This is a genomic window from Streptomyces sp. TN58, from assembly GCF_001941845.1.
In the GTDB taxonomy this organism is placed as follows: domain Bacteria; phylum Actinomycetota; class Actinomycetes; order Streptomycetales; family Streptomycetaceae; genus Streptomyces.
This window is the reverse complement of record NZ_CP018870.1, coordinates 6,968,812-6,987,414: the sequence shown is the minus strand read 5'-3', so window position 1 is coordinate 6,987,414 and position 18,603 is coordinate 6,968,812. Positions and strand designations below refer to the sequence as shown.

Below are 18,603 nucleotides of genomic sequence, written 5' to 3'. Positions count from 1 at the left end.
CGCCACGGGCGACCGCGCCGCCGCGGGTCTCACAGCAGGCCGAGGTCCTGAGCCCGGTGGACGGCGTCGCTGCGGCGTGCGACGCCGAGCTTGCGGTAGATGCTCTTCAGGTGGGTCTTGACCGTGTTCGCCGACACGTACAGCTCGGCCGCGATCTCCTCGGTGGACAGCATCCGCGCGGCCTGGCGCAGCACCTCGGTCTCCCTCGCGCTGAGCGGCTCCACCACGGGCGGCGGTCCCTCGGCCGGGCGGCCGGGGCGCGGGCCCGGCCGCTGGGCGTCCCGTGGGGTCCGAGCCGCGCGGGGCCCGCCTTCGGCGAACGGCAGGCGCAGTCCCTCCGGCCGGGCGAGGTCGGCGGCCTCGGCCCGCCTCCGCCGGGCCTCCGCGATGTCGCCCTGTGCTGCGGCGAGATCCGCCCTGAGCAGGAACGCCGCCAGCCGGGCCGGGGCCGCGAGGTCCTTGTCCGCGGGCAGGCCGGCCAGCTCCCGCGCGGCGGGCCCGGTACGGCCGGCCGCCAGGAGGGCGCGGGCTCGGGCCAGGGTGTGCTCGGGCCGCCCGGAGGGGGCCTCGTCGAGTGCCCGGAGGGCCGCGGGGGCGTCTCCGCGCGCCAGGTGTGCGGCCGCTTCGGCGACGGCGAGTTCGACCACCGCCCACGCGGAAACGGACGCAGCCCCGGCTGTGGCCGCCGTGCGCAGGCGGGTGAGTACGGCGAGCGCGGCGTCACCGTCGCCCTCGTACGCCGCGATCCTGGCAGCGATGACGGCGGCCAGGACCACGGCCGCGGAGTCGGGGCGGGAACCGGTGGCCGCGGCCGTGATCTCCGTGGCCAGCTCCAGGTGGGCGCGGGCGGTCGGCAGGTCGCCGTGTTCGGCCGCGACGCCCGCCAGCACGAGGTGGCCGGCGCCGGACCGGCGGCCCGGCGGGAGCGCCGACTGCTCGGCGACGTCGAGGGATGCGCGGGCGTGCTCGGCGGCCCGCCGCAGCCGGCCCTGCATCAACTCGACGAGGGCCAGCGAGCCGAGCGCGTCGCAGAGCGGGTACTGCGTGGCCGGGTCGGTGCCCGGGCCGGTGCCCGCGTCGGCCGTGGGGCCCGTACCCGGCCCGCAGGGCGCTGCGCACGCCGCGACGGCCGCCGTGAGGGCGCTCTCCGCGGCGTCGAGCCGTCCGGCGCCGAGCCGTACCGCGCCCAGGGCCGCCAGCATCAGGGCGCGTGCCTCGGGGTGCGCGGCGACCCGCGGCGGCGGAAGCTCGCCGAGCACGCGTTCGGCGTCGGCCGCGGCTCGTTCGGTGGCCGCCGGGTCGCCGGCCGTACGCCCGGCGAGCACCCCGAGGAAGGCCCGGCCGTACCGGGCGGCCGCGCCGGAGCCCGGGGTCAGGCGGGAGTCCGCGCGGCGCACCGCGTCCTCGTATCCGGGGAGGTCCTGTACGGCGAGCCGGGCGGCCGCGGCGACCAGCGCCGGCGCCGCGCCCGGCTCCTCGGCCGGCAGCGGAGCGAGGGCCCTGTTCAGCTGCTCGGCCTCCAGGCCGGTGAACAGCCGGCCGATCGCGAGGTCGTCGACGAGGTGACCCGCGGCGAACTGCCAGTCACCGGCGGCGGCCCCCTGGGCCACGGCTTCGGTGAGCCGGCCCGTCCCGGCGAGCCAGCGCGCCGCCCGCCCGTGCAGCTGCTGCTCCAGCCCGGGGTGGCGCTGGCGCAGGTGTGCGCGCAGGACCTCGGCGAACAGGGGGTGCAGCCGGTACCAGTCCGAGGCGTCGACCTGTTCCAGGAAGGCGTTGTCGCGGGCGAGCCCGGCGAGTGTCCGGGCGGCGTCGTCGCGGCCGGTGAGCGCGTCGGCGAGGTCGGGGTGGACGCGGTCGGTGACGCAGACGCGCAGCAGCAGGTCCTGGGTGTCCGGCGGCTGTGCGTCGAGTACCTCTTTGAGCAGGTAGTCGGCGATCGTGGTGCGGTCGGCCGCGAACTGGCGGACGAAGGCCTCGGGGTCGGGACTGCGCTGCATCGCGAGGGCGCACAGCCGCACCCCTGCCGCCCATCCCTCGGTCCGCCGCATCAGCAGCCGGATGCCTTCCGGCGAGATGTCCAGCCGGTGTTCTCCCAGCAGGGCGGCGGCGTCCGCCTGGGTGAACCGGAGGTCGGCCTGCCGGATCTCCGCGATCTCGCCGGCCGCCCGGTAGCGGTGCAGGGGGAGCAGGGAGTCCGTCCGGCTGGTGAGTACGATGCGCAGCCCTCCTGCGGCGTGCCGGAGGACGAAGTCCAGTCCCTCGGTCATGGCGGGCGGCTGGGCCGTGTCGAACTGGTCGAGCACGAGGACGACGGGCTGCGGGGACTCGGCCAGGCCCGCCGCCAGGCGGACCAGGAACGACTGGGTCACTCCTTCCGCGCGGCTGGGCCTGCCCACGGTGGCGGGCAGTTCGACCCCGCCCCGGTGCAGGGCCTCCAGGACGTAGGCCCAGAAGACGCCGGGGGCGTCGTCGGGCTCGACGGTCAGCCACAAGGGGGTCCGTGGCGCGCGCCCGCCGGACGCCGCCCAGTGGGCGGTGAGCACGGTCTTGCCGGAGCCGGCGGGGCCGTTGATCAGGGTGAGCGGGCCCTGTACCCCGGCCGTCAGGCGTCTGAGCAGCTCGGGTCGGTGGACTAGGGTCTTCGGCACGGCCGGTGCGGTGAACCTGGCCGTGAGCATCGGGTCGCACTGTGGTCGGGCCACGGCCTCCACTCAATCCGTCATCGGTCGTGATCACCACTTGGGTCACCCGGATCGGGTGAGGCGGGTGCGGGGGTGGAGGCGGGTGCGGGGGTGGCGGGCTCCGGCGGGTCGTCCGGGGTGTGCAACCGGTGTGCCGTCCAGGGCTCGTGCGCCAGGATGTATCCCAGGGCGATGCCCATGGTGACGATGACGAAGAACGTGATCAGCCAGGACAGGATGACGAAGACCAGGCCGAGGCCGCCGAACTGCTGGAGGCTGTGGTTCATGGCGCGGGGCATGTAGAACCGGGAGCCCCAGCTGACCAGGCCGGCCCCGACCGAGACCAGTACGGCGCCGGGCAGCAGGGGCAGCCATGCGATGCGGCCGCCGAGCAGGAGGTGCTGGGTCCACCACCACAGCAGGATGCCGCTGACCAGCGAGACGACCGCGCCCAAGACCCCGCCGATGCCGAACGCCTCTTGCAGGGGTCCCTGGAACAGCAGGGCGGCCAGCCAGACCAGCAGCCAGGCCACCCACCGCCAGGCCGCGAGCCGGGCCCCGGCCTTCGGCAGGTGCCAGGACCGCTCGCACGTCCTCTGCAGGGCGCGGCTGCAGGCGGTGGCGGACATCAGTGTCACCACGACTCCGACCACGCCGGTGCTCGTGACGGCCGCCGTGTCGCCCGCCGCGTACACCGCACGGATCTGGTCCAGGGCGGGGCCCGTGATGCCCAGGGTCGTGCTGACCGTGGAGATGAGCTGTTCGCGCAGCCAGTCGGGGGCGAGGGCCCCGATGACGAAGAGGGCGGGGATCGCGCCGAGGAACGCCTGCGCGGCCAGCCGGGTGGCGCAGTCCAGCACGTTGACGCGGGCGAACTGTTCGAGGGTCCGGCCCAGGAAAGGCGTGTACCTGCGCATCCAGCCCGGCACGGTGAAGCGGGGCGGCTTGTCGCGCGGTGCGGACACGGTCACGGCTGCGGTCACGGCTCCTTCCGCGGACGCTGCTGCCCGCTGAGGTCGCCCCATGAGCAGGATGGGCCAGCCCGGAAGGTCCGGCACCTCGGGAGGCCGTTCCACGCGGCCCCACGAGTCGGCACCCGGCGCCCCGGAGGTGAACCGAGCCCCCGGCAAGAGGCGGCGAGTGAGCCGAAGGGGCGCGCCGGGGAGTGAGGGCGAGCGCGCGGAGGAAACGCGAGGTACGAGCGTTTACGAGCACGCACGCCCTCACGAGCCGGCAAATGGCGCCCCGGAGGCGAACCGGGCCCGCGAAAAAAGGCGGGTCCCTCATCTGGCGCTGGTGAGGGACCCGCCCCGGACGCCGGCAGGGACGGCGGGGACGGCCGGGCTGCGACCGTCAGCCGCCGGTTTTCACGGCCTTTCCGGTGGTGGCTGTGGACGGGTTGAGCTGGACCCAGCCGGCGTTGCTCGGTGCGCCCTCCTCGTTGAGGAGGAAGAGCATGTAGTAGCCGGGCGGGGCCGCGGCGGCGCTGGGTGGGGCCTGGAGCTCCAGGAAGTTGTCGCGGCGGCTCTTGACGCGCAGTTCGAGATGGCGCTGGCTGGTGTTGATCGCGTGGGTCGCGGTGGTCGGGGCCAGCAGCACGGCGCGGGTGACGTCGTTGGGCGTGTCGGTGCGCACCGTGATCCTCTCGTCGTAGCCGACGGTGGGGTTGAGGATTCGGCCGAGCGAGGGGCGGCTGCCCTGGTGGAGGTAGGCCGGCTCGTAGATCTCGATGCTGCCGTTGTAGTTGTCGTTGATGTCGGGGTCGTTGGCGAGCTGCTGGAGCTCGTCGCCGGTGATCATGACGCGGCCGTCCGGAAGGACCAGCGCGTTGGAGTGGTAGCCGCGGGGCAGCCGCTGGGCGGGGCCGAGCTTCCAGTCTCCGTTCTCGTCGCGCAGTTCGACCTGGCGGTATTTGAGGTCGGCGTTGGGGTTGTACGGTCCGTTGCCGTAGTCGCGGATGTCGAAGGCGCCGTTGACGGTGAGCAGGTTGCCGTTGGGCAGGAGCAGGGTGTCGTCCTGGGTGCGGCCGAACGCGCGCGGCTTCTCGGTGTTCCACTTCCCGCCGGCCAGCCGGTAGGTGTTGGGGTCGTTGCGGTCGCCGCCGAGGACCAGGACGGAGTCGGGGCCTCGGAAGCCGGCCGGGAGGGGGACCGCGGAGCCGTAGTTGCGCCGCCATTCACCGCCGTCCGGGCCGGGCTTGCCCTTGTTGGCGTCCGGGCGGTCGGGCAGGTCGGTCCTGGTGTCGGCGGCGGTGTCGAAGAGCCACTGCTGGTCCACCGAGCGGCCGAGGCCGTAGATCTTTCCGTCGCGCAGCGAGAACAGGTGCGGATAGTCCCACTTGAACGGGGCCTCGGTCCGGAGTGTGTCCACGCCCCAGCCGATCGGCTTGACCCACCTGTCGAAGGGGACCGGGTGTGCTGCGGCGGGGAAGCGTTCGACGACGGGTGTGGGGGTGCCCCAGCCGAGCTCCGACTGCCCGGACATGATGATCTGGCGCCCGTCGGCTCCGGTGACCACGGTCGGGTACCACCGGCCGACGGACATGTCCTCGTTCAGGTACCACTCCTCCGCCCAGGGGTCGAAGACCAGCGACAGTTTGGCGCCGGAGCCGCCGTTGCCACCGAGATTGCCGCCGAAGACGCCGAGCATGCCGTTGGGCAGGTAGGAGTGGCCGGCGCAGAAGAACGGGGCCGGACGGGGTTCGTTCTTGCCGTCGGGCATGTTGACGACCGGCGGCTTCTTCTCCGTGAACGCGGCGTCTCCGGTTCCCTTGGCGGGATCCCAGATCCAGGCTCGGCCGGCGTTCTCCACGCCGATGGTGTCGGTGGGTGCGGGCTCCTTCTGCGGGTTGGTCTCGATGCGTTCGAACGAGAAGAGCAGGACCTTGCCGGTGGGGAGCAGCGCGATGTGGGCGGCGAAGTCCGGGGATCGGAAGTACTCCTGGAACCGGCCGAACTCCGCGGCGTCGAAGGAGCCGTTGGCCTTCTCCTGGGAGGCGGTCAGCGCCGCGAGCCGCGCGGTCCGGGTGCTCTGCGGGTATTCGCCGACGTCGGCGAGGGCCTTCCGGGATCGGGCGTGTTCCTCGGCGTGCTCCTTGCCGAGTGTGGCCGCCTCCTCCGGGTCGACGGTGACGGGAGCCGTCGCCGCCCGGGAGGCGGGGGCGTACGGGAAGGCGTGTTCGTGCTCTGCGTCTGCGTGACCGGTATGGGCGAGTGCGGGGCCTGCGGACACCAGGGCCATGGACGCGGCCATGGCGGTGGCGGCGCAGAGGGCGAGCGCCGGGACGAGCCTTCGGCGGGCGGGCGGGGGCGGGTTACCGGGGGGCATGGGGGCTCCTCGCTGGGAAGGGGGCGGTGGTGCGGGTTCCGGCGAGGGGGACGCCGGGAGGCGTCCGCGCCAGGACCGCCACTTGTGCACGCACAGTGACGAAGATCAGTGTTCCCACCCGTCGGCCGACTTGTCCTGCCGACCGGTGCAGGTGGGTGATCCCGAGCGCCGAATGCGCCCCACCGAGCCTCATGCGCCCTCCGACCAGCCCGTTTATCGACGGTGATCGAGTGATGAGCACCTACGCGAGGCCAGTCGGCCCCCGGAAACGGAGACGATCACCGCGTACCGTCCGATTACTCCGCGCAACCAGAGTGCGGAGTTGTCGATCTTCTGGAGGGCAATTCGGTGGACGATCTCAAGCTGCGCGAGAGCGACGACATCCAGGGCGATGTGCTCGCGGGCTTCAAGAAGGACCAGATGACCCTGCTGTTCCTCAAGTTCGAGGAGCCTGCGAGGGCGCGTAACTGGGTCAGGGCACTGGAACCGCAGATTTCCACGACGAGACAGGTGGCGACGTTCAACGCCGCCTTCAGCATGGCCAGGAAGGCGTCGGCCGGCGGCGACCCGCAGACGCTGAAGGCCACCTGGATCAACGTGAGCTTCACCTACGAGGGACTGCGCGAGCTGACCGGAAAGGACCCCCTGCCCTCCGTCCGGCCCCTCAGCGGACTGGAGGCCTTCAAGCAGGGCTCGGACAAGCGGGCCCTGGGGGACACCGGCGACAGCGCACCGGGGATGTGGCTGTTCGGCAACGGCAACGGCAGGGGCCAGACCGTCCACGCCGTCCTCACCGTCGCCTCCGACACCGTCGAGGACCTCCAGGCGGCGGTCCGGCAGCAGCGGGAGGCCTGCGCCGCGGCGAAGATCGTGATTGTCTTCCAGCAGGACGCCGCCACACTGCCCGGCAACCGCAGGGGCAAGGAGCACTTCGGCTTCAAGGACGGAGTGAGCGAGCCCGGTGTGATCGGCTTCGACGAACCGGATCCGGCCAGGCCCGAGTACGTCAAGGGCCATCACGGCACCCGGCTGATCCCGCCCGGGGAGTTCGTGGTCGGCCACGACCGGGTCGACAGCGAGCCGCGCGAGATGCCCGACTGGGCCGAGAACGGCAGCTTCCAGGTGGTGCGTCGGCTCGGCCAGGACGTCCCGGGCTTCTGGTCCCAGGTCGCCGGGCAGCTCAAGGTCCTCAAGCAGGCCAAGGTGGTGCCGCCCGAGGCCACCGTGGAGTGGCTCGCGGCCCGCCTCGTCGGCCGGTGGCGTTCCGGCACCCCCGTCGCGACGTGCCCGCACGCCGACAAGCCGTCCAACGCGCTGGCCGGCGAGGACAACGACTTCGGCTACCGCAACGACCCCGAGGGCTTCCTCACCCCCCTCTTCTCGCACCTGCGCAAAACCAATCCCCGCGACGGCCTCCAGGAGAGGCCCGGGGACGCGCCGTTCGACGAGAACCCGGTCATGGACCGGCGCCGCATCATCCGCCGCGGCGCTCCCTACGGCGCGCCGTTCGACCCCGCCGCGGAGGGGGGCGGGCCCGACGAGAAGCGCGGCCTGCTCTTCGTCTGCTACCAGTCGGACCTCGTGCAGCAGTTCGAGTTCATCCAGAAGGCGTGGATCGACAGTCCCGACTTCCCCCCGAACCGGACCGAGAAGCCCGGCCCCGACGGAATGGTCGGGGCCGCCGGCACGCTCAGTTACGAGACGCCCGGGAAGACCACGCAGCTGAGCCTGAGCCAGTTCGTCGTCACCGAGGGGTCCGTCTACTGCTTCGTGCCGTCGCTGCGGCTGCTGCGCCTGCTCGGTGACGGCCGGCTGACCGACAAGCCGCCCGCCGTCGTCCGGCCGACCGACGCCTTCCTGCCCATCCCCGGCATGCAGCGGGTCGGCGGCAGGAGCTGGTACTGGGCGTACGGGACGGGCAGCGACGGCACCTCGGTCTGCCGGACCCTCTCCGTCGCCGAGGGGGACGAGCACAGCGACGCCCGCGAACGCCCCGACCGGCCGCTGAGCACCTGGCCGTGCTACGCCGGGGTCACGAAGGTCGACGCGATCCTGCCCGTTCCGGACGAGCAGCAGGTCAACGGCCGCAGCCGGTTCTGGCTGTTCCACAGCGTGGAGGGCCGGCAGGTCTACCGGCTCATCTCGATCGCCGACGGGGCGGAGAGCGGACTCCCGCCCGAGCAGGCCGGCCGGATCGACCGCCCGGACCGCTCGCTGTCCGCGTGGACTTCGCTCGGCGGGGTGCAGCAGGTCGACGCCTTCCTGCCGGTCCCCGACATGCAGCGGATGAACGGCAAGAGCTACTACTGGGTGTTCCACACCCTGATGGGCGGCCAGGTCTACCGGCTCATCTCGATCGCCGACGGCAGTGCGCACCAGGACGTCATCGAGCGCGGCGACCGCGGGCTCGACCTGTGGCGGTCGCTGCACGGGATCACGCGGGTCGACGAGTTCCTCGCCGTACCGGACATGCAGCGGATCAACGGCCTGAGCCTGTTCTGGGTGTTCCACCAGGACAAGTACCGGATCATCGTGATCCGCGACGGCCACCGCCACGAGGACCGGATCAGCGTCGACGACCGCCCGCTGACCGTGTGGACGTCCCTGACGAGCTGACGTCCGCACCCCGCCCCGGCTCCGGTGGTGGTCGCCGGACCGGTCGCCGCCGCGCGACTCGTCCCGACCGCTGCCGGAGCCCGGTGCAGGTCGGCGGCTATCCCAGGAAGGACAGCCGCACATGCCGCTCCGGATTGTTCTCGCTGGCCCGGGCCCGGCCGTAGTGCACGGCCGGGCCCGGGGGCGGTTGGGTGCGACGCCGGCTCAACGGCCTTACGTCAGCCGCGACATGTAGTCCTGCCGCAGCGCTTCGAGGATCTGCGCCGCCTCCGAGAGGCCGGCCTGCCGGCAGCGTGCCGACGCCGCCGTCAGCCGGGCGATGGCCTCCTCGAACCGGCGCAGCGCGTTGCCCTCGATCAGCGCGGCGATCCGGACCGCCTCGGCACGCGCCAACTCGCCTTCCTCGCCGCCCTGTTCGTTGGCGGCGACGGCGGCCTCCGTCTCGGCCAGGGCCTCCTCGAACCGCTCCGCCTCCGCCAGGACACGGCCCCTGCGGTAGTGCACGGCGCCCCGCTCGCACCAGGGCACGAATCCCTCCGTGCCCTCCGGCACGGATGCCGCCAGCGCGTCCGCCTCGGCGAGATGCTTCAGCGCCGTCTCCAGGCCCTCCGAGCCCCGCGCGTTCATGACCAGACGCGCGAACTCGCACATCATGTGCATGAGCAGGGACGGGTTCGGCGCCTGCGCGTGCGCCGCCAACGCCCGCTCGTACGCCGTGCCCGCCGCGTCCCAGCGGTCCGCCAGAGCCAGCGCGATGGCCGTGTCAGCGGTCACCATGGTCTGGATGGGGGCGTCGTCCTCCCAGCCGGAGACGGCGTCCGCCACCCGCAGGAACTCCTCGGCGGACGGCAGGAACTCCCCCAGGTCCCGCAACCCTCGGGCCAGCGTGAGCCGAGCCTGGGCGACCGTCCGCTCGTCGAGCGCGGCCGCCGCCCCCTCGGCGACCAGCGACTCCAGGACCGCTACCGCGTCGGCCTGCCGGCCCGTCCGCATCAGGACGTCGACCAGCCGCAGCCGCACGTCCGCCGCCTCCTCGGACTCTCCGGACTGGTCGAACCGCGCGGCCGCCTCCGACAGGTGGCGCACCGCGCCCGTGTGGTCGCCCAGGTGCGAGGCCGCGTGGCCGAGCATCGCGTACGTCGGCGCCATCGGGAAGTCCGCGTCGTCGTACCGCACCGCGTCCGCGATCGCCTGGTGCAGCAGCTCTACCGCCTCCTGCGGTCGCTCCCGTGCCAACAGGATCTGGGCGAGCAGGGCGCGCGGGCGCGAGCCGCGCCACGGCCGGTCGGCGGCCTCCAGGTCCTTCAGCACGGCGCGCAGCCCCTCCTCGGCGCGCACGAGGTCGCCGTGGCGGCCTGCCACGTCTGCGGCGAACTGCCGTGCGTTGGCGACCTGGTGGGGGACGGACAGCCGCTCCGCCTCGGTGTGCAGGGCCTGGACGCACGCCTCGAAGCGCTCGACGGCGCCCGGGGCGGCCTCCGGACCACCGCGGCCCAGCTCCCGGTAGGCCGCGTAGGTGCGCCCATAGAACACCGCGAGATAGGCGAGCTTGCGCTCCTGCGCCAGATCGTCGCCGGCCGCCGCCTCCGCCACCCCGAGGGCCACCCCGGTGAACGGGGCTTCGGTCTGCAGCCGCTCCGCCTCGCGCATCAGCTCGTCCAACGCCTCCCGGATCCCGTCGGCGTCCAGACGCCCGGCGCTCCCGGCCGGCTCGGCGTCCCCGTCGGCCACCGGGTCCGTCCAGGCCAGGGCACGGGCCCGCGCCGCCAGCGCCTGCCACGGCATGCCGATCCGCTCGTACAGCTCCGCGGCCCGCCGCATCTCCACGGTGGCCTCGTCGTCGCGCTCCGCCATAGCCAGCTCGCCCGCCCGCTGCTCGGCGAGTTCCGCCCGCAGCAGCTCCTCGGGGCCGAGCCGGTCGTCGTGCACCGCGCCGCCGTCGGCCAGCCGCTCGGTGATCCGGTTCCACAGCCGGGCGTCCCCGGGGTGCCCCGCGTTCGCCATCCGCCGTGCCTCGCGCACCAGGGCGACGAAGTCGTCGGGGATCTCGACGGCGGCGGAAGCCGCAGTGGCGGGAACCGCCACCGGCGCGGCGGTGCCTGCCGCCGCCCGGGCGACGGACGTCCGCAGCCCCAGCGGCAGCGGCGCGTCGAGCAGCGGACGCTGCGCCAGACGCTCACGACGGCGGTCGCCGACCGCCGTGGTTCCGTTACGGGCGTCGAACGCCGCGGTCAGGCGATCCGCCTCGGCGCGCACATGGGCGAGCAGTCCGTCCGCCGTCCAGTTCCGTCCCGGCGGGCCCGCGACGACCGTGTCGGCGTGCCCGTCCTCCACGATCCGGGCGATCAGCAGTTCGACGCCGGTCAGGAAGTCCAGATGGGCGTGCGGAGCACCGGTCGCCTCGAACAGCGGCCGGTTCTCCGCGAGAATCTCCAGACCGCGGCCCTCGTTGCGGGACAGCACGCAGAACTCCAGGTGCCGGCCGACCCAGGTCTGCATGCCGGTGTTGCCGCGGACCCGGCGGTAGCCGGTCAGGTGGTGGGAGCGCGCCTCGTCGAGCCGGCCGGAGCGCAGCAGCGCCGCGAGGGCGAGCGCCTGGCTCATCTGCGGCTCCTCGGAGCAGCCGATCGCCCCGTCCAGGACTGCCTGCAGGGTGTCGAGGGCCCGGGCGTCGTCGCCGCCGTCCATCTGGTGGGCGGCCAGGTGCCGGGTCTCGCACGCCTCGCAGTCGCTGAGTTCGGTACGCGGCCGGGTGACCCACAGGTCGTACGCGTCGGCCACCCCGACGCCCGTGTGGGCCGCAACGTGATAGCGCATCGCCGCCACCGGCTGCATGCCGTGCTCGGCCTTCTCGTACCGGGTGCGCATCTCGTCGATCCAGCCTTGGATCGAGGCCAGCGGCACCTCGGGCACGTCGAGCAGCGAGGTCGCCACCCACTTGAACCGCCAGTAGACCTGGTGGGCCTCCCACTCGCTGAACTCCTCGGGCGACTCGTCCCAGAGCTTCAGCAGCCGGCCGAAGACGACCGGCGACTTGCGGTACTCGCCGGTGAACTCGTACGCCGACATCAGCTCCAGCAGGGCCGTGACCAAGACGTCCGGCTTCTCGAACTGCCCGGCAGCCTCGACGAGCTCTTCGGCGGTGACGGTGCGCTGCAGACCGTGCGGGCGGTCGTGGTTCTCGCGCAGCGCCTCGATCACGGCCTCGGGGGTGTCCAGCATCAGATGTCCTTCCGGGGCCCGGAGCCGTCCGCGTCCGTGCCGGGGTTGTGCATGGCGTGGGTGAGCAGGCCGATGAAGGCCCGGTTCAGCAGGGCGCTCTCGCTCGCCTTCAGCGGGCGGCGGCTGAGCAGCAGGGCCTGCCCGTACAGCGCCTCGGCGGTGGTGACCGCCAGACCGCGTTCGGAGATCGTGATCGCCTGGCGCACCAGCGGGTTCAGGTGGTTCAGGACCAGCTGGGCGCGCGGCGTCTCGTGCCGCAGAGAACCCAGGATGTCGGCCCACAGACCGTCACTCTCGGCGGCGAGGCTCGACCGGGACCGCTCGTGGCGCGCCTCCCGGTTGTCGAGCAGCAGTGCCGGGGCGGTCACCGGCTGGAAATCGCGCAGCACGACGTGGCAGTCGTGCACGCCGATCGTCTCCCTGGCGACGGCCAGGAACGCCGCCGCGCGCAGCTCGGCCGTCGGGTCCACCGCGTCCAGATGGGCGGTGACCGTGGCCGGGTCGAGGTCGCTCACGGACGTGCCCGGACGGATCTCCGGCAGCCGGTGCACGAGATCGCGGTCGTACGTGTAACCGCCGTTGACCACACCCAGACCGGCCGCCGCGGCGATCGGGGCGACCTGCCGGAACTCCTCCACACTGCGGGTGACCAGCAGCGTCGGGTGCGTGCGTGCGAACTCCTCCAGCGTGACGTTGCCGTCGGTGGTCTCGAACGGCAGCCACGGCAGCACCACCCGCAGCAGCTCGTCGTCGTACCGCGCCAGCGCCTTCACCGCGAGGTGGTGCGTGTCGATGAACCGGTGCAGCAGCGCCGGGTCGCTGGCCGCGAGCCCGGTGAGCCAGTCCCGGATCCGGTCGCCCAGGGCATCCCGTACGGCAGACAGCGTGCCGTCCTCGTACAGCGACTCGCGCGAGGCGGTCGGCCGCAGGCTCGTGGTGTCGACCACGCAGCGCACGAAGAACGCCCAGTCCGGCAGCAGCTCGCGCGCCTGGTCGGTGAGCAGCATGCCCTTCAGGTGGACCCGGTGCCCCGCCCGTTGCGCGGGGCTCACCGGCGTCGGCAGCACGTACGCGACTCCGCGCAGCCCGGCCGCCGGCAGGTCCAGCTCGATGGTGTCGAGCGGGGTGAAGTCGAACAGGTCGCGGCAGTACGCGGTCAGCGCCTCGCGGCGGGCCAGCGGGGAGCGGTGGGTCTGCTCCCACGGCGGCGTGTCGTTGATCCGCTCCTTCTCGCCGTCCGGGCCCACGACGGTGACCTCGTGCCGCAGCAGGCTGCCGTAGTGCCGGGCCAGGTCGACGACCCGCCGCGGGCTCGTCCACTCGGCGTTGTCGGCCCGCGGGACGAGCCGCACGGTCGTGCCCGGCTCCGGAACGGCCGACGACGGCAGCGTACGGATCGTGTACCGGCCGTCGGAGTGACCGCGCCACTCGACCGCCGGTGCCGCCGGGTCGGCTGCGGACCGACTGAGCACGGTGATCTCGTCGGCGACGACGAAGCACGCCAGCAGACCGATGCCGAACTGGCCGATGAACTCGCCGCGGGCGGACTCAAGTCCGGCACCGTCCAGGGCGCCCTCGGCGGTCCGCTTGGAGCTGCGGCCGATGGTGGCGAGGAAGCGGTGGACATCGGCCTCGGTCAGACCGATGCCGGTGTCCGTGACGGTGAGCGTGTCACCGATACGCACGGTGATCGCGCCGGGCGCGTCAGGGGCCGCGGCCTGCCGGGCGGTGATGGCGTCCACGGCGTTCTGCAACAGCTCGCGCAGATAGACGCGGGGACTTGAGTAGAGGTGGTGGGAGAGCAGGTCGACCAGACCGCGCAGGTCGACCTGGAAGGTGTGGGCGGTCTCGGACGGTGGCACCGGGCGGAATCCTTCACTGGCGCGCCCGCGCATGCGAAGGGCGCGGGCGGAGAACGGACGATGGGGGGCAAGGGCGGGCGCGGCGCCGGTCACGGCGCGCGCCCCGCGGGTCAGCGCCCGGCGGCCGAGCGGTGCTTGCGGTAGGCCGCGACGGGGTCGGAGCCGTTCAGGTAGTCCCACGGGGACTCCGTGACCCGCCCCTGCGTGGCCTGGAAGCACTGCCGAGCGGAGGCCCGGTCCCCTGCCAGCGAGAACGCCATCGCGAAGCTGTTCAGCAGCCCCAGCCAGGAACCCTCGTGCACGAAGTCCGGATGCCGGTACGAGTGGTCCGCCGCCTGCCTCAGCGACTCCGCCACCTCGGGCCGGCTCATGTACGCGGCGTCAGGGCCCGAGTCGAGCGACAGCCATTCCTCGATGTGCGCGTCCGGCACCAGTCGGCCCAGCGGCGTGCCGCCAGGAGCCTTGAACACGGACTCACGGGCGAACGCGTGCATCTCCTCGTGCGACCCGCCCCACTTCTTGCAGATCTGCTGCAACTGCTGCGTGTGCGCCCCCATGTGGTGCGGGTTCCGGCGCACGGTCGCCTCGAACCGGCGGCGCGCCGTGACCTGCCCGACCTGCAGACCGCGGCCGGTGACTTGGAGGACGTACCAGGGCGAGGTCCAGCCCGGTTCGAGCTCGGCAGCCTCGTACAGCCACTCCTCGGCCTGCCGCAGCCGGGAGTGGAAGACCTCGAACTGCTCGCGTGAGACGTCCTTCGCGCGCGCCGAGGTCCGGGCCTCCCAGCCCCAGCTGACGTAGCGGATGCCCGCGACGGTCAGCGCCAGCGCCGACCGGGGCTCCCTCTTCAGCACGTCGCCGATCCACCGCTCGACGCCGGCCGTGTCGCCGACGGCCCACAGGAGCCCCGTACGGTCCTGGCTCTCCGGTCGCGCCTCCAACAGGCCCCGCACGGCATCCCAGTCCGCCGCGGCGGCCGCCTCGCGCACCCGCGCCACGTCCGGATCGCCGGAGTCCTTCTCCAGCCGCGCCCCGGGCCGGCCGGTCCATCGTCCCAGCGTGAGCCCCCGTTCACGGAGCAACGCCATTGTCCCCACCCCTTGGTGTCTCTCACGGGGAGGCACGTGATCACCCCCCTCGTGGAGGTAGTGACTATCACGCACGTCCGACATTCGCACATCCGTTTAGGGTCTGTATCGAGTTGCCCCGCGGCGTCGGGACGCCGCGGGGCAACTCGATACAGACCCTAGGGCGCCAGGCAGCGCGCCCGCTCCAGGAGAGGTGGCCGGCGCCGAGGAAACCCCAGCGGGACGCTTGTGCCATGGGCCACCACGTCCTCTGTCGGCGCGATGCCGGTGGCCGCAGCCGTGGTGGCCGGTCCGATCGCCGGCAGTCACCGGTCCACGCGCCCGGCCGGGCGCGGCCCTGTTCCCCCCTTTGACCTCGCCTTATCGTTGGCCTCGACTGTTGCGGAAGGTGACGAGCTCGGGAATGATCCCCCGGTGTGACCGTCTTCCTCGCCGTCGTACTCGGCGTGTTCCTCCTCGCGCTCTACCCGCTGCTCATCGCCCCTCGCCGCGCCGGAGAGCGCTTCGTGGCGTCCGAGTACGGCCTTTTGCCCCGTGAGCAGCTCGACTCGCGGCGCCCCGGCCCACCCCCGCCGGCACACCGCTCGGAGGAGCGGCAGGCCGTCGCCGACGCTGCGTGGGGAGGAGATTGGCAGTCCGCCGAGCGGTACGTCCGGGCGTCGGGCGAGGACTGGGACGAGCGCTGGAACCGACTGGAGCTCCTGCAACAGGTCGCCCGGGAGAACGACGCCTGGCTTGACGCCTGGCGTGCCGCCGAGCCCCGGAACTGCGACGCAGCCACCCTCCACGCGAGCATCATGGTCCACCGTGCCTGGGAGATCCGAGGCAGCGGGTATGCCCACGAGGTCATGGCCTCGGACATGGACCGCTTTCGCGCCATGCTCCCGGCCGCGATCGAGGAGGCGCGGCAGGCCGCGCTGCTCGACCCCGCGAACCCGGGCCCCTGGGTCGTCATGGTCACGGCAGCGCGCGGTGCTCAGTACAACCGCGCACAGTTCGAGCCGCTGTGGGAAGGGCTCGTCGCCCGCGCGCCCCACCACTACGAGGGGCACTGGCAGGCCCTCCAGTACTGGTGCGCCAAGTGGTTCGGCAGCAACCGGCGGATGATGCGGTTCGCCCGCCAGGCGGTCCGCAAGGCCCCGCCCGGCAGCCCGCTCGCCGGCATCTATCTCCACGCGCTGAACGAGCTCACCGAGCGGTCCGCCACCGACACGCTGGCCGTCACGCCGATGGCGAGGAGCGTGCTGAAGCGGATCGCCGCCTCGTTCGACCGGGTCGCGCCCGACGACGAGCGCCTGCCGGTCCTGCGCCACCTGCTGGCCCACTACATGCTCCGGTCGATGATGTACGCGCCCGCCTTGGAGCAGTTCCGCCTGATCGGACCGTGGTGCGGCGCCCAGCCCTGGCGCAAGGACGGGGACCCGGTCGTGGCCTTCGAAAAGGCCCGCGGCACGGCCGCGAAGCTGTCCCGGACCCGTCCCGCCCCGCAGCCGCCGGTCTACAAGATGGGCCGCTAGGGCCTGTATCGAGTTGCCCCGTGGAGCAAGGAGCGGCGTTCGGTGCGTGCCCTCGGCGTGCGGGACGAATGTCCTCGTAGCGGAGCTACCAGGGCATTCGGCTCGTGCGCCGAGGGTGCGTGCCGGGCGTCGCGCCGCCGCGGGGCAACTCGATACAGACCCTAGGGGGTGTCGTGACGGTCTGCCGACGGAGTCGGCGGGCCGTTTCACGTTCTGTGGTTGATGGTGGGCGGGCTCGTGGCCGTCTGTCGCGTCGGGTGGACACCGAGTTCCACTGCTCCGGGTCGCGTGGCGCTGTCGCGGGTACGGGGGAGGGCCATGGCGACCTGTGGGCCACCACAACCGTCGACCGGTCCTGGCGGCATCAGGGCTGTCCGAGAAACGTCAGCCGCACCTGACGCTCCGGATTGTCCCGATTCGTATCCACCAGGGTGACGGACTGCCACGTTCCCAGTGCCAGTGTCCCGTCGATCACCGGGAGCGTGGCGTGGGGCGGGACGATCGCCGGGAGGACGTGGTCGCGTCCGTGGCCCGGGGAGCCGTGCCGGTGCCGCCACCGGTCGTCGGCCGGCAGCAGCGACCTCAGGGCGGTCAGCAGGTCGTCGTCGCTGCCCGCCCCGGTCTCGATGACGGCGAGCCCGGCGGTGGCGTGCGGCGTGAAGAGGTTGAGCAGTCCGCTCCGGCCGCGTGCCACCTCCCCGAGGAAGGCGGTGCACGCCGGGGTCAGGTCGTGGACGGTCTCCCGGTTCCCGGTCGTCACGTCGACGGTGCGCGATACGAAGGTGTCGGCCATGTCCCCATCGTCCCGCCCGCCCCGCTCCGCCGAGGCGCAACCGGGCCCGTGTCGGCTCGGGCGACGGTGGTGGGCCGGTCAGGGCACCGCGGTGTTCGGGTCGGCGACGACGAAGACGTCGGACAGGGGTGCGGTGTCCGCCTTCGCCCTGATCAGCAGGTCGTAGGTGCCGGGGGGCAGGAGGCCCAGGGTGAAGCGCTGCCGGACCCGGGGGACGGTGACGGGCATGTTGCGGACGCTCAGACCGGTGGACCGGTCGGTCACGGAGAGGTTGGCCTCGATCTCGGGCAGGTCCCTCTCGCGCAGCGCGCTGTTGGCTCCGATCTCGCAGACGAACGGCTCGTCGGCGAGGTAGAGGTCGTCACCGAGGTAGCTGAACCAGGAGGTCACCGCGGATCGCAGGTCGTCGATGCGGATGTCGTGCAGGGACTGCAGGATCCCCTTCAGGTGGTCGAGCATCGCCTCCTGGTTCTGCAGGCTGCCGTGTTTCTGGGGGACGAAGGTGCGGGCGTCCTCGGTGCCGGAGAGCGCGGCGGACAGCTTGGGGACGGTGCCGTCGCCGCCCTCGTCGCGGGCGTCGCGGGCCCTGAGGGTGACGGCCTTGTGGTCGGTGATCCGGGCCGACTGCAGGGTGGGCTGGTCCATGCCGACGATGGGGTGGTAGACCACCGGATCGGCCTCCCAGGCGGGGTCCTTGCGGTTGTCCCTGGCGGCGTTCTCCATCTCGTCGAAGAACTCGGTGAGGTGGCTGCTCCACTGCGGCTGCCAGCCGGGCAGTCCGGCCTTGGCGGGGACCGCGGCCTGGCCGTCCGGCCCGTACACGCACCTGTAGACGGGCACGAGCTGGTGCAGGGAGGTGAGGGAGCGCAGCAGGCGGGTGAGGTCGTGTTCGAAGGGGCCGATCCGCTTGTGGAAGCCGTTGCACAGGAACTCGACGGCGTTGAGGGAGCCGTAGTAGGGGGTGCCGAAGGTCACGACGGCGCGGGTGTCCCGCCAGCCCTGGAGGGCTTCGACGAAGTAGCGGGCGACGAGTCCGCCCATCGAGTGCCCGATCAGGACGAGCCGGGCCGCGGTGTTGCCGCTCGACTCGCGCCATGCGCGCAGCCAGGTGGTGCTCCGCTCGGCGAGCCGGCGGGCGGCGGCCCGGTTGTCGCGCCGCCAGTCGTAGGGGAACGGGAAGTAGTTCCTGCCCTTCTCCAGGTCGAACCGGTCCAGCAGGAACCTCTCGACGGCCGTGTAGCCGTCGATCTTCCACAGGCCGGGCAGGGTGTGCAGGTCGGGTACCAGCCGGTCGGCGGCGACCCCGTCGCCGAGGTCGTCCACGCGCCAGTCGTCCCCGCGCAGTTCGAGGGAGTCCAGCGAGCCGCCCAGACTGGCCAGTGCGCCCAGTACGGCGGACGGCGAGGGCGCCCAGACGTCCTTGCCGTCCCTGGTCAGTACGCTCCCGGTGATGCCGGGGAGCAGCACGACGACGTCGCCCATCGGGATCCTGGCCAT

10 protein-coding genes are annotated in these 18,603 nt (G+C 72.8%); 2 read left to right on the top strand and 8 right to left on the bottom strand.

What is annotated here, in order from left to right; genetic code table 11:
• Positions 1-29: 29 nt before the first annotated feature.
• From BSL84_RS37545 to BSL84_RS31545, 3 genes are all read right to left on the bottom strand, one after another.
• Positions 30-2,648, bottom strand: coding sequence for a LuxR C-terminal-related transcriptional regulator (locus tag BSL84_RS37545; RefSeq protein WP_267894060.1), 2,619 nt, complete (start codon positions 2,646-2,648; stop codon positions 30-32).
• A 71-nt stretch (positions 2,649-2,719) separates the two neighbouring features.
• Entirely contained in the window at positions 2,720-3,664 is a 945-nt protein-coding gene (locus BSL84_RS31550; RefSeq protein ID WP_075971748.1) for a YhjD/YihY/BrkB family envelope integrity protein, read from the bottom strand.
• Between the two features lie 370 nt (positions 3,665-4,034).
• A complete protein-coding gene (locus BSL84_RS31545; protein ID WP_075971747.1) occupies positions 4,035-6,008 on the bottom strand; it encodes a galactose oxidase early set domain-containing protein in 1,974 nt (657 codons plus the stop codon).
• A 348-nt stretch (positions 6,009-6,356) separates the two neighbouring features.
• Here BSL84_RS31545 and BSL84_RS31540 point away from each other — a divergent pair, with 348 nt between their 5' ends.
• Positions 6,357-8,624 carry a Dyp-type peroxidase gene (locus tag BSL84_RS31540; RefSeq protein WP_075971746.1) on the top strand — a complete coding sequence of 756 codons (2,268 nt, stop codon included), beginning with the start codon at positions 6,357-6,359 and terminating at the stop codon, positions 8,622-8,624.
• Positions 8,625-8,837: 213 nt separating this feature from the next.
• Here the strand turns inward: BSL84_RS31540 and BSL84_RS31535 are convergent, their stop codons facing one another.
• The 3 genes from BSL84_RS31535 to BSL84_RS31525 form a co-directional block, all read right to left on the bottom strand.
• Positions 8,838-11,846: a hypothetical protein gene (locus tag BSL84_RS31535; RefSeq protein WP_075971745.1), complete on the bottom strand. Its 3,009-nt coding sequence runs from the start codon at positions 11,844-11,846 to the stop codon at positions 8,838-8,840.
• Positions 11,846-13,741 carry an HSP90 family protein gene (locus BSL84_RS31530; RefSeq protein WP_075971744.1) on the bottom strand — a complete coding sequence of 632 codons (1,896 nt, stop codon included), beginning with the start codon at positions 13,739-13,741 and terminating at the stop codon, positions 11,846-11,848. The genes BSL84_RS31535 and BSL84_RS31530 overlap by 1 nt, the downstream gene beginning before the upstream one ends.
• 77 nt (positions 13,742-13,818) lie before the next feature.
• Positions 13,819-14,796: a hypothetical protein gene (locus tag BSL84_RS31525; RefSeq protein WP_234308392.1), complete on the bottom strand. Its 978-nt coding sequence runs from the start codon at positions 14,794-14,796 to the stop codon at positions 13,819-13,821.
• A 416-nt stretch (positions 14,797-15,212) separates the two neighbouring features.
• Between BSL84_RS31525 and BSL84_RS31520 the strand changes: the two genes are divergently transcribed.
• Complete coding sequence (locus BSL84_RS31520) at positions 15,213-16,313, top strand: hypothetical protein (protein WP_075971743.1); 1,101 nt, start codon at positions 15,213-15,215, stop codon at positions 16,311-16,313.
• A gap of 364 nt (positions 16,314-16,677) precedes the next feature.
• On the opposite strand, the gene BSL84_RS31515 is transcribed toward BSL84_RS31520, so the two are convergent.
• Positions 16,678-17,106: a YjbQ family protein gene (locus BSL84_RS31515; protein ID WP_075971742.1), complete on the bottom strand. Its 429-nt coding sequence runs from the start codon at positions 17,104-17,106 to the stop codon at positions 16,678-16,680.
• 78 nt (positions 17,107-17,184) lie between these two features.
• Entirely contained in the window at positions 17,185-18,603 is a 1,419-nt protein-coding gene (locus BSL84_RS31510) for a lipase/acyltransferase domain-containing protein (RefSeq protein ID WP_234363576.1), read from the bottom strand.

Bases quoted from the DNA above. Each gene is read 5' to 3' on its own strand.
- BSL84_RS31535 (WP_075971745.1), bottom strand. From the start codon at position 11,846: ATGCTGGACACCCCCGAGGCCGTGATCGAGGCGCTGCGCGAGAACCAC.
- BSL84_RS31510 (WP_234363576.1), bottom strand. From the start codon at position 18,603: ATGGCCAGGATCCCGATGGGCGACGTCGTCGTGCTGCTCCCCGGCATC.
- BSL84_RS31530 (WP_075971744.1), bottom strand. From the start codon at position 13,741: ATGCGCGGGCGCGCCAGTGAAGGATTCCGCCCGGTGCCACCGTCCGAG.
- BSL84_RS31545 (WP_075971747.1), bottom strand. From the start codon at position 6,008: ATGCCCCCCGGTAACCCGCCCCCGCCCGCCCGCCGAAGGCTCGTCCCG.
- BSL84_RS31525 (WP_234308392.1), bottom strand. From the start codon at position 14,796: ATGGCGTTGCTCCGTGAACGGGGGCTCACGCTGGGACGATGGACCGGC.
- BSL84_RS31515 (WP_075971742.1), bottom strand. From the start codon at position 17,106: ATGGCCGACACCTTCGTATCGCGCACCGTCGACGTGACGACCGGGAAC.